General features: G+C 34.1%; 8 protein-coding genes. 3 read left to right on the top strand and 5 right to left on the bottom strand.

From position 1 onward, the window contains the following. Position 1 precedes the first annotated feature (1 nt). The 3 genes from BMY33_RS19450 to BMY33_RS19460 are packed head-to-tail and all read left to right on the top strand — an operon-like array spanning position 2 to position 2,738. Positions 2-982: a TRAP transporter substrate-binding protein gene (locus BMY33_RS19450; protein ID WP_091411642.1), complete on the top strand. Its 981-nt coding sequence runs from the start codon at positions 2-4 to the stop codon at positions 980-982. Next, positions 979-1,446: a TRAP transporter small permease gene (locus BMY33_RS19455; protein WP_170837131.1), complete on the top strand. Its 468-nt coding sequence runs from the start codon at positions 979-981 to the stop codon at positions 1,444-1,446. Before BMY33_RS19450 ends, BMY33_RS19455 begins: the two co-directional genes overlap by 4 nt. Beyond that, positions 1,443-2,738, top strand: coding sequence for a TRAP transporter large permease (locus BMY33_RS19460; protein WP_091411644.1), 1,296 nt, complete (start codon positions 1,443-1,445; stop codon positions 2,736-2,738). Before BMY33_RS19455 ends, BMY33_RS19460 begins: the two co-directional genes overlap by 4 nt. Positions 2,739-2,800: 62 nt before the next feature. Here the strand turns inward: BMY33_RS19460 and BMY33_RS19465 are convergent, their stop codons facing one another. The 5 genes from BMY33_RS19465 to BMY33_RS24040 form a co-directional block, all read right to left on the bottom strand. Then, positions 2,801-7,396: a G8 domain-containing protein gene (locus BMY33_RS19465; RefSeq protein WP_091411645.1), complete on the bottom strand. Its 4,596-nt coding sequence runs from the start codon at positions 7,394-7,396 to the stop codon at positions 2,801-2,803. A gap of 729 nt (positions 7,397-8,125) precedes the next feature. Further along, a complete protein-coding gene (locus tag BMY33_RS19470; RefSeq protein WP_091411647.1) occupies positions 8,126-12,151 on the bottom strand; it encodes an Ig-like domain-containing protein in 4,026 nt (1,341 codons plus the stop codon). A gap of 166 nt (positions 12,152-12,317) precedes the next feature. Next, the gene (locus tag BMY33_RS19475; RefSeq protein WP_091411649.1) at positions 12,318-14,456 is read right to left on the bottom strand and encodes an Ig-like domain-containing protein; all 2,139 of its coding nucleotides are present in this window, start codon (positions 14,454-14,456) and stop codon (positions 12,318-12,320) included. A gap of 89 nt (positions 14,457-14,545) precedes the next feature. After that, on the bottom strand, positions 14,546-17,257 hold the full coding sequence (locus BMY33_RS19480; RefSeq protein WP_091411650.1) for an Ig-like domain-containing protein: 2,712 nt from the start codon (positions 17,255-17,257) through the stop codon (positions 14,546-14,548). Between the two features lie 215 nt (positions 17,258-17,472). Beyond that, positions 17,473-17,628: a T9SS type A sorting domain-containing protein gene (locus BMY33_RS24040; RefSeq protein WP_483073328.1), complete on the bottom strand. Its 156-nt coding sequence runs from the start codon at positions 17,626-17,628 to the stop codon at positions 17,473-17,475.

Below are 17,628 nucleotides of genomic sequence, written 5' to 3' on the forward strand. Positions count from 1 at the left end.
TATGAGAATCAAGATACTATTTCCATTTTTTATAGGACTATTAATAATAGGATCTTGTTCTACGAAAAAAGAAGTCAAAATACTAAGACTAGCGCACACATTAGACACCAAACATCCTGTGCATAAAGCAATGATTATTTTAGGTGAAAAACTTAAAAAAAAATCAAACGGAACTTTAGAAGTTAAATTATACCCAAGTGGTCAATTGGGTGCAGAACGTGAATGTCTTGAATTACTACAAATTGGAAGTCTAGACATTACCAAAGTTTCTGCAGCTGTATTAGAAAACTTTATCACAGAATACAAGGTTTTTAGTATTCCATATTTATTTAGAGATAGACAACACGCTTTTCAGGTTTTTGATGGAGCTATTGGAGATGAAATGCTTACTAAAGGAGATAAATATCGACTAAGAGGATTAACTTTTTATGATGCAGGAAGTCGTAGTTTCTATACAAAAGAGAAGCCAATAACAACTCCAGAAGATCTTAAGGGTTTGAAAATAAGAGTCCAAAAAAGTAATATGGCTGTTGCAATGGTCAATTCTTTAGGAGGATCTCCCACTCCCATTTCATGGGGAGAATTATATACAGCTCTACAACAAGGTGTTGTCGACGGCGCAGAAAACAATCTACCCAGTTTTTATACCTCTAAACATTATGAAATATGTAAATACTTTAGTCTTGATCAACATACTGCCGTTCCTGATGTTTTATTAATTGGTTTAGATACGTGGGAACGATTATCGGAGCAAGAACAAATCTGGTTAAAAGAAGCTGCTAGAGAATCTACAATAGAACAACGTAAGTTATGGGCTGCATCAGAAAAGGAATCCTTGGATATTATTACCGCATCTGGAGTCGAAATTATAACTCCTGACAAAACTTTGTTCGAACAGGAGACAGAAAGCATTCAAAAAATGTTTCAAGATAATCCTGATATGCTATCCTTAATTAAGAATATCAAAAACACAAAGCAATGAGAAAAACAATAGATACATTTTTAGAAAAAGCGCTAATTCTAATATTTTCATTGATGTTATTTAGTGTTATATGGCAGGTGTTTTCAAGGTTTTTATTAAAATCCCCCAGTACTATTACTGACGAGATTTCGAGCTTCTCCTTAATATGGCTAGGCCTATTGGGAGCGGCATACGCCACGGGAAAACGCTTACACCTTGCCATAGATCTGATACCTTCTCATATTGTAGCTAAAAGACAAAAAATATATGAAAGTATTGTGCAAGGATCTGTTTTAATTTTTGGATTTCTTGTTATGGTTATTGGAGGAGCAAGACTTTGTTGGCTAACATTTGTGTTTCAGCAAAAATCAGCTACACTAGAAATTCCTTTAGGATTTATCTATTTGGTAATTCCTATAAGCGGCATATTAATATGTTATTATTCTTTAGTCATATTATTACGTAAAAAAGATCTTGCATTATGAATTATACTGAAGTTTTAATCCTAACATTAAGTTTTCTTGTATTACTCTCAATTCGAGTTCCCGTAGCGTATGCCATTGGTCTATCCGGACTATTTACACTTATTGTAGCCATGCCATTTATGCCATCAGTTACTACGTTAGCGCAAAGGATGGCAACATCTTTGGACAGTTTTACCCTTTCTGCAATTCCTTTTTTCATATTAGCAGGTCAAATTATGAATCGAGGCGGTATTGCAGTACGACTCATAAATTTCGCAAAAGCTATTGTAGGACCTTTACCAGGAGGATTGGCTTTTGTAAATATATTTGCTTGTATGCTTTTTGGTGCAATATCCGGTTCTGCAGTTGCAGCTGCTTCAGCTATTGGTGGGTTTATGAATCCAATGATGGAAAAAGAAGGGTATGATAAATCTTTTAGTGCTGCTGTAAATATAACTAGTTCTACGACAGGTTTATTAATCCCACCAAGTAATGTTTTAATTATATATTCTCTAGCTAGTGGTGGTGTTTCTATTGCTGCTCTATTTGTAGCTGGGTATGTCCCAGGTTTATTGATTGGATTTGCTTTAATGTTAGTCGCTGGTATTTATTCGGTAATCAAAAAGTATCCTACAGAAAAACTAGTTAGTCTTAAGGTTTTTCTTAAACGATTTTTAGATGCATTACCAAGTCTTCTTTTACTTGTAGTTGTTATTGGAGGAATCGTTGCCGGAATTTTCACAGCTACAGAAGCTTCTGCAATAGCAGTTATTTACACTTTTATATTAGCTCTTGTTTATAAAGAAATTTCGCTTAAAAGCATTGCTCCGATATTATTAGAAACTATAAAAACCTCATCAATCGTGTTATTACTAATTGCAACCTCTATTGCAATGTCTTGGGTAATGTCTTATGAAAACATTCCTCAAGAAATTAGTAATGCATTACTTTCAATTAGTGATAATCCAATTATTATTTTAATACTTATCAATCTAATTTTATTATTTGTGGGAGTCTTTATGGATATGACTCCAGCAGTATTGATTTTCACTCCAATTTTTTTACCTATTGTAACAGATTTAGGAATGAATCCTATCCACTTTGGTATTGTTATGATTCTAAACCTTTGTATCGGACTATGCACGCCTCCTGTGGGTTCTGTACTTTTTGTAGGATGTAGTGTAGCAGAATTAAGTATTCAGAAAGTAATTCGCCCTTTGATGCCTTTGTTTTTAATTATGATACTCGTATTGGTTTTAATCACCTATATTCCAGAGTTAAGTTTATGGCTTCCTAGGCTATTTGATTTGTAAAAACTTATACAATATATAAACAACCTCAAGGAAAAATACCTTGAGATTGTTTATCATTCTCTTTAATTTGTTTTTACAATTTTATATATCATTAAATCTGATCGACGATTCTCTATATCTATAATTCGCACCATATAGACTCCTTTGGACAGCTGGCTAAAATCAATCTCGTTTTCTGATTCATCCAAAGATTGGCTAATCTTTTCTGCACCTAATAAATCATATACTTTAATGACTTTGGAAAAATCCGCACCAGAAACACGTAAGATATTCTTTACTGGATTTGGATAAAGAATAGGGGCGTTATCATCAACGTTGTCAGGATTTTTATTTTCTAAATAAGTAATTACCAATTTTGGAGCTCCTGTAGTTCCATTTTCCTTGGATCCAAAAGCAAAATCATTGCCTCCATTCATTTTTAAAATAAGACTGATCTTCTCATTAGTCAAAACTTTAGAAAGATCTACCGGAATTTGTATGGTAGAACCTATTGCATATGTACCTGTTCTAGAACCTATAACTTGTGCTTTTGTGGCAGGTTTATTTTGAAGAGAGAGATTGGTCTCTGTCCAACCGTTATGCGTTGCCTCTTGGACAAGTACTTCTCCATTTCCTGCATCACCAAATACTTCGAACTCTAATATCGCATCAGTAATCTCCCCACTAATTCCAGCTAGATCAAACATCAGATATCCACTACGTCTTCCATCTTCTAACCTCATCATAGTATTATTAAATCGGGTACCATTATCCAGGTAAGCATCATGTATTGGAGAAAGGCTTGCGGTTGTTTCTACTAGCGAAGGTTTTGTGACTTCAACTTTATCAAAATTAAACAGATATCCAGCTCCGCCAGTATATACCAATCGTAATGTTTGACTTCCTCCAGAAAATGAAATGGAACTAGTATATGATTGATATGAATGCCAATTACCATTTCCTGGAATCTGTATAGTTTCTTTTAATGAGTTATTCGCATAAATCTCAATGGTACCGCCATTAGTATTACTTGAAGTAAATACCGTAAAATCATAACTTCCTGAATCCTCAACATCAATCTGATACTCAGTATAATTGTTATTTAATATAAAACCAAGGTTTTGTCCTCCACCAGGTGTGTTCTCTGCACGAACACTGCCGGATATATTTGCAAATGCTTCAGCTTCAAAACCTCCTGGTATTGAAATTGCAGTTCCATTTACATCATTTACTATGATCGTTTGGATTTTGGTGACAGTTTCACCATTGGTAGTGGTTGCTATAGCCTTCAATTCATAAGTTCCAGCTGCAAGATTTAATAAAGCACTATCATCTTGGTTGGTATTTGCAGTCCCCCATTCATAAGGAGCTCCTCCTTCTTGTCGTACCAAAACATCATTTAGATAAAGTCTAATATTAGAAACACTTCCATTAGTAACAGAGACTACTACACCTAAATCATCACCTTCTTCCAACTCGTTATTTGTAGGGTTTGTAAATACAATTTCTGGTGAATTATCACAAGGATCATCCGATGCATTTGGTCCATGAATATAATCAACCCAATAATGACTAGATCCTGAAGGATTCCCAGGGAAATCTAATCGAAGTTTGGTAATGGTTTGCCCCATCCAGGTATCGAATCCACTCATATCAAAAACCAATTCTTCAAAAACATTCGTAGTTTGTGGTGTTACTGTTACGGATCGAGCAGCCGAAAAATTATTCTCATTGATTGTGGTCCAGAATAGTTGATATGACCCAGTTGCCTCAGACTTTGTCCGAATTCTTAATTGGGAAACCTGATTCCCGTCAAATTTAAATCCACTTCTTACAATATAGGGATCATTCGAGTTATCTGCTCTTATCAACCAATGTTGATCGCTACTGGTATTAGCGGCGGCAATATTGAAGCGTTCAAAATTTTCATTGGTATTACTAAATCCGAAGTTTAAATCGGATGCATTGTTTGGGTTTCCACAAGTATCTATTTCAGTGATATCGGGCCTTCCATCACCATCACTATCTAGAGCAGTAACTCCATCAAGGTCGTTTGTTGTACAAGGAAGATTAGATGGTTGAAAACCTCCATTGTTATCCCAATTTAAGGTAACATTTACTCTATCATCTCCTCCAACCGCTCTAAATTTAATATACACATCTCCATTTCCTGCTATAAAATATCCATTATTTGTAGCATTTTCTACTGCTACTCTAGAATTTAGTAGCGGAGCACCGTTTACTCTAAAATTTCCTAGTTTTCCCAAACCTTTTAAGCAAGCTAATCCTAAATCTCCCGCGTCTCCCCTATTCCATATAAGTAATATACTTTTATTTGCTGGGGCTTTATCAAAATAGTATGTATACATAAAATCTTCATTAACAATCATTGGAAATTTATAGGTTCCAGATGACGATGATCCAGATTCGTAAAAACAAACATCTTCAGTACCGGGCTTAGATCGAACTACCGACATACGAACTCCACTTGCATTGATTCTTGCCATCCATAATCCTGCAAAATAATAATCAGATCGAGCTGCATTTCTCCAAGAAGAATGTCTGTATTCATGTCCATCTCTAAGAAATGGAATATCTCGAATCAACGTACCAGGTTTTCCTAACATCGTTCCATCATAATCTTTGAAAAATTGTCCAACCTTTCTTGTACGAGTATTAGTAGTATTTGGCAGTTGAAAAAATCTAAATGGGAAAGGTTCAGAAAATCCTTTGGTAGTTCCTCTAAATGTAGGATTAAAATTCTCAGTTGCTCCACCACCTGTGATTTGCTTAATCATTTCGGCATTAGATCGGTTCCATCCTTCAAAATGGCAATCAAAATGTCTACCAGGACCATCATAAAATCTAAAGAATTCTCGTACACCATCAAAAACACCTAAATCTGTATCAACATTAAAAAGGCTATTCTCTATCGTAAGATCACCTGCAAGCATAGAAACCGTTTTATTATCACTAAAAGCACAATTATAAAAAACTGTGTTTTCATTTATTCCTCCTACACCTAATCCGCTATATAAAGCTTGATCATTTCCATAAAACAAACCATCTTTAATCAGTTGCCTAGAATTAACTTTCCATCCAAAATTCTTTTTTATTGAATGATCAGGGTTTAAATGATCAAAAACATCCCAGCCAGTCATACAAGTATGTGCTACAAAACCATCGAATCGCCCTAAGGGTTCCATTGTTGGGTTCATCCCCTGGAAATAAGCTAAATTACCAGAATCAAACATAGGTTTTTCTGGAAAAGCGAACCAAAATCCTGTTCCTTCTGTACCCGCGGCCACATTATTTTCGAAATAGTTATTTGGATTCGTAATCCAATAAGATGCTGGTGTTCTATTTTGTGCTTCATTAGCTTCATTATCCGAAGGAGTCAATTCTTCACCTGGTTTTGGCCTCCTAGTAACAAATACTACATTATTTTTGATGGTATTAAATCGTTCTCCTCCATCTTCTAAAAAAATACCGTGACCAATTTGGTCGTAAGCAAATACACCATCGACAGTGACGTAATCTGTACCATGTATAGTAACAGCTCTATTAAAGGATTTATGCACACTGCTATTTCTTAGATAACTACCATTTGATTGATCTTCATTTAAGTGCCAGTGATAAGGGTATCGACCTAACACACCTTTTTGTCCCATTTTGTATAACTCTATATTTTCTGAATGAGAAGTAGAACCTTTCATGAGCATAATATGACCTCCAAAGCCAGTTTGCTCATTATTTCCATCCATTTTACCTTGAATTTTAATATAGTGTGATAACAAACCAACTTCTCCTTGGATATTTACATCCCAAGTTTTTCCATCTCTGTCTCTAGTATATGTTTTAGATCCTCCAATATGTTTAAATTTAAGAGGTGCTGATAGTGTAAGAGTTCTTTTATTATCGCTAATAGCAGTTATTATGGCTTCATCCACATTGTTCCAAGCTTTGGATTGACCATTAGCCAATCCTGTGGCTGTAAGTGCAATCTTATCCCCTACTTCCCAATCTACCTGATCTTTTAAGGTAATTTGCGTCGCTCCTACATTTGCCGTACTTGTTAGATTGGTCCAACTTATTCTTTTCTTTCCATGCAATTCTAAGCGGCCTCCGCCCATTACCATAATTGCTTTATATGATGCTGTCGCATTAGCAATCTTGTTACCAGTAAGTGTTATTTGACATCTAATGCCTCCAGGGCCTTTATCTGCATAGTAAGGCTGATTTTCAGTTCCTACTTCCATATATCCTCCGTTAGCAACCATAATACTTTGTGCTTCTAAATCTATCCAAGCACCTGGAGATTGATAGTTTACTGCACCAAGTTTTCCTTGTACTTTGATATTCTTTGCTCTACAAGTTCCTACCATAGTTAAAGTTATTCCAGGAGGAACAACTATATCATCATTTGCTGTTGGTAGATTACCATTGGGCCAAGTTGATGCCTGTGTCCATAATCCAGATTGAACAGGTCTAATAGTAACCAAACTAATAGTAGGTGGAGCACAATCAAAAGATGAGGTAATTTTTGTAGGCGTGTCGTTAGAAGTAGCAAAAATTTTACTTACACAAAATATAAGGAACATCAATAAAATTAATGTAACGAAGCTGCTGTGTTTTAATAGGTATCGCCATTTATGGAGGTAACTTTTAGTTGTATTCATAATTTATTAGGTTTTAGTTGTGAGTTTGTGTTATGTTATTGAGCACCTATAGAGACAATAATTGATCTATAAACACTAAGCTTATTATGGTGTCTTATATCTTTTGTAAGTCTTTATTTTAATTTATTCTAAAATTGTATTTACTATCATTAATTTTATTAATAAGGTCAAATCCATTTAATGAAATAAATCACTATACTGGATATACATATCAGTAACCGAATTAAAATATTAAAGATCTAAGGGAAGAAATATTTTAAGAGTCAAATGCTAGTTATCACTTGATATTTAGAACAGTTGTTTTTGGAATGATTATTATCATAAATAAATTTTTAAAATTATAAATTAAAATTCCCAATAATATTTGTTCAATGCTTCTTAACTATGATATAAAAAATTTAACAAGAGCGTCTGGATTTTCTTATTAAATATTATCATACAATAGTATTGAATTTCGAAGAAAAATTCAAGTTTTAAACATGAATGAAAATTGATTTAAATAACTGATAAACATTTATTTACATTAAATTTTTATAGATACTTTATAGATATTATTAAGGTTTTTATTATAGATTATTCTTTCCTACTATACTCGTGTCAAAAAATATCAAGTTTTAATTCTAAATATGATCTTTAAAAAGATAATACAAAATGATTTTTATATAGTTAGGACTAATAAAACTAGGATATTTTGATCTCAAAAAATATCCTAGTTAGCTATTACCAATCTTATTTTTTTACAAACAATAAAGATTCTTTAAATCCTATCGATTTAATAGATAAGAAATAGGAACCAGATGGTAATTCTGAAACATCCACAGTTTCTATTTCTTTTTCAGTCATAAACTCTTTTACTACTTTCCCTTCAACACTAATTATCTGAAGAGTTTTTAATTCTGATGACATTCCTGAAATGGTTAAAAAAGAATCCGACAAAGGGTTAGGAAAAGCTTTAATCTGCGAAACATCAATTACTGGATTAGACCTATTACAATTTGGAGCAGATACCGAATTACTGAAATATATCGTATATCCTTCAGATTTGGAAACTAGTGCAAAATTAGCACCGTCTCTAGCTATCCAATAAGAACCATCTAATCCATCAAAATCCGTATTCATTAATGTAACTTCTGGATTAGAATTCTTCAACTGAAAAGTCATGGAATCTTTAAAATCTACGTACCAATCCGGAGATCCATTATTTGTATTAATAGCAAACTGATATAAACCATTACTATCTGGCACCCAATTAATCGTAAATTTTCTGAAGTTCCCTAATTTAGGCCCGTTATCCCCTAACACATGTACATTAGAATAGGTTACCTTATCCATAGCATTAAGACCGCTATTGATCGGAGTACCAAATGAACAATTATCACTTCCTCCACCAGGATTGCTGCTTTGCACGATCACAGTTCTTGATACTTCTTCAGACAGCCCTTCTGTATCAAAAGCTCTGGCTCCTATTGTATAGGTTCCAGCAACTGTAGGAGTCCAAGTAACACTAAAAGGCCTATTTTGATCTTGTTTAAAAAATGAACCATTTACTTTAAAATTAATATGTTTCAAATTCCCATCCGGATCAGAAGCATTTGCACTTAACGTAATGGTTTCTCCTAATGCAAACTCTTGATTATTCTGAGATGGGTTCGTTAATGAAACTGTTGGTGATTGATTACCACTAGTCCCATTTACGGTTAATGTAAATGTTTTACTAGTTGTTGCTCCATCATTATCAATTGATTCCGCTTCGATTGTGTGAGTCCCAACAGATAATCCTAATAATTCAGTCGCGTTATCACCCATTCCCCATTCATATGGAGCAATGCTCTCCTGACGAATTAAATTTCCATCTATATATAATTTCACATTACTTATTGTTCCATCAATATCCGAAGCATTTACCGTCACTTCAAAACTTGTATATCCTTCCTGAACTGAAGGGTTTCCTGAAGGGTTTGCAAAAGATACTGTAGGTGCTTCATTATCGGTAGGGTCATTATCATTTTTAGTAACTAATATCACCCAATCGCTTCCTGTGCTATTTGGTGCATTCCCTAAAGATCTGTTTCCATCTCCATTAACATTGGTTACAGAACCATTTACTAAATTACCACCAGTACGTGGATTATACCATTTAACAGTAAATTGACCACTTTGCCCATTTAAGTTAAGATTTGTAGAACCGCCATTTTTTAAATACACCACATATGCCTCTCCCTGTTTTGCATAACAGTAATCATTGTTATTAGACGATAAAGAATTATTATTCCGCATTTGTGTCAAAGGAAGATCTACAATATCAAAGAATCGAATTGCATGACGACCGTAATCCCACCACTTATCTCTACTTCTAAAATTCTGCAAAGAAAGATCAGAATCATCATGTCCATAACCAAAATACCATTCATTACCCCATCCACCAGCAAGTAGGGTTCCCCACAAGGCATTTTTTCTACCGTCTGTATGAGAGTTTCCAGGATTATTATCTGGACGAATAGCATTCTCCGCATCACCAGGTTCATCAACTGCTACTGCCCATTTTTTTCCAGCATTTCTTGATTTATCTACCCATTCCTTTACACTAGAAAATACTGTTCTAAAATCCGATTTGTTAGTTTGAATCGAATATCCTGTAAGATTGGAAGTATTTCCCAATAAGTCATCTGGTTGCAGAGGAACTGCATTGTGAATAACTATATGATGGCGATATGGATCATTGTTCCAAAAATATCTTGTCATTGCTCTTCGTTGATCCGTATTTTGATTGGTACTCCCATAAATCCCATTTTCTTCTCCAAGATTCCAATTAAGTGCCAAATTATGTCCGAATCTAGCGATTAATTCACGATAATATAATTTACGCTGAGTGCCTACATTTCCATTATCAAGTAACATTTCGTTTTCAGTTTCTTGTGTTTTAAAATGTGCAAAAATCCCGTTATGCTGCATATGTTCAATTACGATAGCCCATTGTTCTAATTTAGAAACATCCATTCGTGTACGTTGATTACTTGCTACATAAGGATATACGTTTTCATCATCACCATTAATATTCATAGTTAGGAATGACATAGCATTTAGCCCTTCACTCGCGATATAGTTTACTGCTCCAATCAATCCCTTTCCTTTACCACTTTTCCAAGTAGGATCACCAGATTCCCAATCTCCTACGTGAGGTGCATAATTCTTTCTTCTATTTCCGACATTTGGTGTGTTATCAAAATCGTTATATGCTAATAAATTTTCTGGCGAATCAGATCCTTGTTTGATCATATATTTACCAGTTTCTGCAAAGCGTAGGTAATGTTCTCCAACATACTGTAAACGCCCTTTTGCTCTAAAATCTCTTCCTACTTTATCCGATGCACTGATATCGAAAGAACCATTCTCTCCATTCATAAATCCAGCTACAGTTCCTGCATTAATATCATCGTTTACCGCTACATTTGTTCCTTTTCTAAAAGAAACTGAATAGTTCCAAGTTCCTGTTTTATCAGGAGCAAAATGCGTTCTCCATTTATTACCACTAGTTGCAGAAGTTTGCGCTGCATTTCCATCAGCAGCATAATAGCCTGGTACTACATAAGAAGGAGATCCGCTTTGATGTGTAAATGTTACATTCAATCTATAATTAAGAAATGGATTTTCTCCATCAGTTTCCGAAGTATTTGGTCCATTAAAAGTTAGTGTTACATTATGCCATTTTTTTCGTTCACCTGTAATGGATGCCGTACTATCACCACCATCATTATCATCACAAAGCGTTTCCGCTAGGGATAAGTTAGTAGCATTTGTGCTTGTACGATTTAGTGTTATTCTATCTACAATGTGATGTTTAGAACGACCAGATATCAACATCGTATATGTACCTGGTGAATCAAATTCTACAAAGACATCGTGAGGATCATTATCACTTACTTTTGATGTCCAGGTCCAGTTTGTCGTTCCTGTAGAATAAACTTTAAAATATCCTTCGCCCCCAGCTCCTTCCGGATTGGGTGTTTTCCCGGATCCTTTCGGATACACTCGTTCACTTCCTTTTTGTGCGTAAAAATCGCTAGCATCCGAGAATTTCAACCAAGTGTCATTCGCTTCTGTAGCATTATCACCTTCACCTACTTTGGATCTCCATTGGAATTTATATCGTCCTGAAGAATTAATCTTGATTTTTGTATTTATAACTCCGTTTCCAGGATCATTAAAATGATCGGGGCCTGTCCATTCTAAGTAACCTGCTCCTGTAAATCCTGATATTGCACTCTTTTTTTGCCAATTTCCTGCTATAGAAAGGTTTTCCGTTTCGATAATTACTAAGCCATTTTTCTCTTCGTAAACAGTATCACAATTATCACCTCCTCCAGAAGAGCCGTTTACTGTAAAACTTTTTGTAGCTTCATCCGTAGCTCCGTTATTGTCAGTTACTACAACTTTAACCGTATAATTTCCTGTTTGTGCATTAACTATAGGATGAGGTGTGTAATTAGTTCCATCAGTATCTACTAATATTCCATTTATATATACTTGATGTTTTGTAATACTCCCATCGGAATCGTTAGCATTAATATTTATTAATATATCTGATCCGACCGAGTATGTATTATTGATTCCAATGATAGAAACTGAAGGAGCGTTATTGTAAGTTTTATCAATTAACTCCTCTCGTGCTACGCCTGAAAAACTGACACATAGGATTAATAGTATGAATACAAGTAATCTAGGTATTTTGCTTGTGTTTTTTAAATAATTTTTCATAATGGTTTTAAGAATATTTTGAGGTTAAATTTTAATACTAAAAACTAGTCCGTTAAGCCACCTTCTTTTCACAACTAAAAATTGATGTAATATGATATACATAGACTAATAGCCTTAAAATCAATCTATGTATATCTGACTAGTTTGGTGGGATTATACCTATTCCTTATTTAATGAATAAAAAGGATTGTTTAGAGTTCTTACTTCTACTAATCAGTAAATATGGACCAGAAGGAAGTTCTGAAACATCCATGGTTTCTGAAGTGTTTGTAGAATTTAATTCTTTGATTATTCGTCCTTGGAGATCAACAATCTGTAAGATCTTAGTCTTTGTAGACAAACCACCAATGTAAATAACATTATCCTTGACAGGATTAGGATAGACAATCATCTTCTCTTCAATATTATTAATACCTGAAGATCGATTACAATCTGGAACAGATGATGAATTACTGAAATATATAGCGAAATCCTTTGTCTTAGAAACCATTACAAAACTATTTGCTTCTTGTGTTACCCAATAAGATCCATCGAGACCTTCAAATCCGGTATTATTCAAAGTAACTTCTGGATTAGAATTCTTCAACTGAAAAGTCATTGTAGTTTTAAAGTCTACATACCAATCTGGTGAACCATTATTTGTATTGATAGCAAATTGATATAATCCGTTATTAGAAGGAACCCAATTAATGGTAAACTTTCGGAAGTTACCAAGTTTGGGACCATCGCTACCTAAAACATGAACATTACTATACGTAAGCTTATCCATAGCATTAAGACCACTATTGATAGGTGTACCAAATGAACAACTATTATTACCATCTCCATCGCCCCCATTATCATCATCTCCTTCTACAGTTAAAGTAAAAACGACTTCACTTTGTTTACCATCATTATCAGTAGCTACAGCTTTAACCGTATACGTTCCTATAGATCTTCCATTTACTTCTTGTGGATTAGGAGAACTATTATGACCCCACTCATAAGGTGCTACATTTTCCTGACGAATAAGACTATTATTGATATATAATTTTACATTAGAAACGCTACCATCTGAATCAGAAGTATTAGCAACTACGGTAAGATCATATCCTTCTTGTACCGTAATATTACCCGATGGTGATGCAAATGAAACATTTGGAGCTTGATTACTAGTTTGCGCTTTAACTATTACTGTTCTTGAGACTTCTGTAGAAAGCCCTTCTTGTCCTTCTTCAAAAGCTCTCGCTCCTATAGTGTATGTACCTGCTGAAGTCGGTGTCCAAGTAACCGTATAAGGAGCCGTTTGATCTTGATCATAATAGCTACCGTTTACTTTAAAATTAACTCGATCAACATCTCCATCAGGATCCGAAGCGTTTGCTCTTAAGACAATTGTTTCTCCTAAAGTAAACTCTCGATTATTCTGAGATGGATTCGTTAAGGCTACTGTTGGTGGTTTATTAGAATCAGAAGAAGTCCCCGAAGGAGTTGCAGCTGCTAAAGTTGTAGCGACTCTCATTTCGTCATAATAAGTGCTAACATCAAAGTTGCACGCATTAGAATTATATGATCCCCATTTCGGATATACAACAGTACCATCAAATGTTTTATGATATGCTCTCTTACCATCCGAGGACAACGTTACTTTATAATCCTGAAATCCTGAATTGGTTAAAGTTTGTTTCTCTCCATTATACCAGAATTCTATATATCCTACATCTTTATTTCTAGACAGTTTTATTTTTATGACAAAACTCACCCAAGTATTTTCTGGAATAGATTTATTCCATAAAGTAGTTTTGCGTCTGCTAATAGATCCACTACAAGAATTCCACGACGGATAACAAGGACCCCAAGCACTAAGACTTAAGTTCCCATTGCCATACCCCATATTAAGAGGGTAATTTTGAGTATTATTTTGATTACCCGCATCAGTTTTCCACTGCCACACAGCGATTCCGCTAGTAATATTAGGAGTTGAATTTATTTTCCATCTCCATCCATAATATAGTACATCTCCATCCTTAGGTATATGATTATTAACAGAGCCTGTTGTTCTGGCAAATTCCCCTCTTTTCTGACCTTTCGGTTTACGAACTCTCCAAACTTTTCCATATTCCGAATCATTCGTAGTAGTAGCTGTAGATGAATTATTAGATTGATTATTACAGTAATCTCCAGCATTACCAGAATCAAATCTTCTGAAGCTGCTATTCACACTCTTATTAGGATCTCCATACCAAAGCACTTGGCTATGTGCATAAACCCCTGCTAATAGAAATATTATTATAAAAACCGTATTTCTAATTTCATTTTTTTTCATAATTCAAGATGGTATTGTTACATATTGATTCGTAATATTATTATCCCCCCAATATGTGCTTGATTAGTTGGTTAGTTATACCTATTCCTTTATTTAATGAATAAAAAGGATTGTTTCGAATTCTTACTTCTACTAATCAGTAAATATGGACCAGAAGGAAGTTCTGAAACATCCATGGTTTCTGATGTGTTTGTAGAATTTAATTCTTTGATTATTCGTCCTTGGAGATCGACAATTTGTAATACTTTGGCCTTAGAAGATAATCCTCCAATATAGATGATATTATCTTTTACAGGATTAGGGTATACCACCATCTTCTCTTCAATATTATCAATATCTGAGGATCTATTACAATCTGGAACAGATGATGAATTACTGAAATATATGGCGAAGTCCTTTGTCTTAGAAACCAATATAAAACTATTAGTATCTCTGGTAACCCAATAAGATCCATCGAGACCTTCAAATCCAGTATTATTCAAAGTAACTTCTGGATTAGAATTCTTTAATTGAAAAGTCATCGTAGCTTTAAAATCTACATACCATTCTGGAGTTCCATTATTGGTATTGATAGCAAACTGATATAATCCATTATTAGCAGGAACCCAATTAATGGTAAACTTTCGGAAACTACCTAGTTTTGGACCATCATTACCTAAGACATGTACATTAGAATACGATATCTTATCCATAGCACTAAGACCGCTATTGATAGGTGTACCAAATGAACAACTATTGCTTCCTCCGTCAGAGTTGCTACTTTTTACTATTACAGTTCTGGATACTTCTGTTGATAATCCTTCTTTGTCAAAAGCTTTAGCTCCTATGGTATATGTCCCAGATACAGTTGGTGTCCAAGTTACATTGAAAGGCCTATCTCGATCTTGTTTGAAAAAAGAACCATTTACTTTAAAATTGACATAATTTAAGTTCCCGTCTGGATCAGAGGCATTTGCTCCTAACGCAACAGTTTCTCCCAAAATGAACTCTTGATTATTCTGAGAAGGGTTCGTTAAAGAAACTGTTGGTAATTGATTGCTTGTTTCTTCTTTTACTATTACTGTTCTAGATACTTCTATAGAAAGCCCATCTTTATCAAACGCTTTAGCTCCAATAACATATGTCCCTGCTGTTGTCGGTGTCCAGGTAACATTAAAGGGGCTATCCTGATCTTGTCTAAAAAAGGAACCATTTATTTTAAAATTGACATAATCTAAATTTCCATCTGGATCCGAGGCATTTGCTCCTAGCGCAACAGTTTCTCCTAGAATAAATTCTTGATTATCTTGTGCAGGATTCGTTAAGGAAACTGTCGGTGGTTTATTTTCTTCGTTCTTAATTCCTAAATCAATAATCTGTAAGTACAATGGCTGCTTATCTCCTGATTTCTTTTCCATCAAGTAGTAGTACAATTTTCCATCATTGATATAAGGAACACCATGCCTAAATTTCTTTCCATTTGTTGGAGCATATATCCTGGTAAAATTATTTTTACCTCCGTCTGCTTTCTCTACGTAAACACGGTTATTATTAATACCAATAATATAAATATTATTATCATATGTATATAATTGGTCACCACCCGAAAAATTTGTTGAAGTAATAAAACTTGAACTACCCGCTGGCTTATACGTATGTACATTTTTGGTTACGTTATTTTTAGTGTCTCTAACTTTACCTATAATATGCACATCTCCCCTATCTGTTACGGTCCAATCAAAACCTTGGACGATATAAACCTCATCTTTACCGGTTGCTGAAACCAAATTACCAGGTTCATAAACTTTTAATAAATCTGCATTTGCAAAAGGAATACTCACCGAGCTTCCTGAGTGATCTTTCCATTGACTTCTACCACTTTGGTCATTAGAATACCCATAATAGAAACCATTCTGATATAAGTACTTATCATTTTTGTTAGCACTTCTTCTTTGGAACCCAACTCTTAGTTTACCATTTATATATTTCATACTTCCATAAAGTCCCCAATTAAATTGTTGACCATTATTTTTAGCATTTAATTTATTAAATTGAGTTAATCTATCCCATTTCGAAGTTCCTGCATTATATTTATTAAAAACATATGCACCATTGTCATTCCCTCCTCTTCGCATGTGCATTAATAAGTCTCCATCATCATTTAGGAAAAACTTAGGGTATGTAAGATCTTGAAACTGCTGAGGATCGGGAGTGCCATTTAAACTTACATGGGTGTAGTCATTAGTTCCGTCCGGAATAAAGAGACTTAATTTAAAGTCCGAGTCTGGAACTGTAGCCGCATTCTTTTCAGAGTATGCATATCTAAAATAATCATTCCTTGAAAATCCTGTATTATTATAAGAATGCATATCATAAAGCATATGGATAGTCCCATTCTTAGGACTAACACCAACTGCTATTGTGTTATGAGATTCTCCTATCCACCATTTACCATTTAATCCTGTATGAGTATGAGGAAATTCAATAGTTTTAATGACACCTGTACTGGTATTATATCTAGAAAGCATGACATGCCTATTATATTTACCTCCTTTATACCAAGTCATAAAAACAAACTGTTTATACTTCTTAATACAATCTCCATGGGCTGATATTCTATTTCCAAAAAAATAATCATATCCCGACCCATTGTTTGGAGCATTTCGATCTACTTTTTTTCCATCGAAAAACAGGCCTATATCCGTAATCTTTGTTTCTTCTTCTAATTGAACTTGAGCTGTACTATAATAATTAGCTAATAAAAAACATATTAAACAGGCAAAGACTGTTTTTGTTTTATTTGAGTTAGTAAAATAATTCATAATTATTTTCAGAATATTTTGAGGTTAAATTTTAATAATAGAAACTAGTCTACTAAGCCACCTTCTTTTGACAGCTAAAAATTGATGTAAAACAAAAAATAGCGTGTTACATCAGTAATCTTTCATTTTACCTTTTTGAAATAGTATACATAGATTGATAATCTAACTATCAACCTATGTATACTTGACTAGTTTGGTGGGATTATACCTATTCCTTATTTAATAAATAAAAAGGATTGTTTAGAGTTCTTACTTCTACTAATCAGTAAATATGGTCCAGAAGGAAGTTCTGAAACATCCATGGTTTCTGAAGTGTTTGTAGAATTTAATTCTTTGATTATTCGTCCTTGGAGATCAACAATCTGTAAGAT

The organism is Aquimarina amphilecti (assembly GCF_900109375.1).
GTDB classification, from domain to species: Bacteria; Bacteroidota; Bacteroidia; order Flavobacteriales; family Flavobacteriaceae; genus Aquimarina; species Aquimarina amphilecti.

Excerpts from the sequence above, each read along its gene's own strand:
- BMY33_RS19465 (WP_091411645.1), bottom strand. The coding sequence starts at position 7,396 with ATGAATACAACTAAAAGTTACCTCCATAAATGGCGATACCTATTAAAA.
- BMY33_RS19455 (WP_170837131.1), top strand. The coding sequence starts at position 979 with ATGAGAAAAACAATAGATACATTTTTAGAAAAAGCGCTAATTCTAATA.
- BMY33_RS19480 (WP_091411650.1), bottom strand. The coding sequence starts at position 17,257 with ATGAATTATTTTACTAACTCAAATAAAACAAAAACAGTCTTTGCCTGT.
- BMY33_RS19460 (WP_091411644.1), top strand. The coding sequence starts at position 1,443 with ATGAATTATACTGAAGTTTTAATCCTAACATTAAGTTTTCTTGTATTA.
- BMY33_RS19470 (WP_091411647.1), bottom strand. The coding sequence starts at position 12,151 with ATGAAAAATTATTTAAAAAACACAAGCAAAATACCTAGATTACTTGTA.
- BMY33_RS19475 (WP_091411649.1), bottom strand. The coding sequence starts at position 14,456 with ATGAAAAAAAATGAAATTAGAAATACGGTTTTTATAATAATATTTCTA.
- BMY33_RS19450 (WP_091411642.1), top strand. The coding sequence starts at position 2 with ATGAGAATCAAGATACTATTTCCATTTTTTATAGGACTATTAATAATA.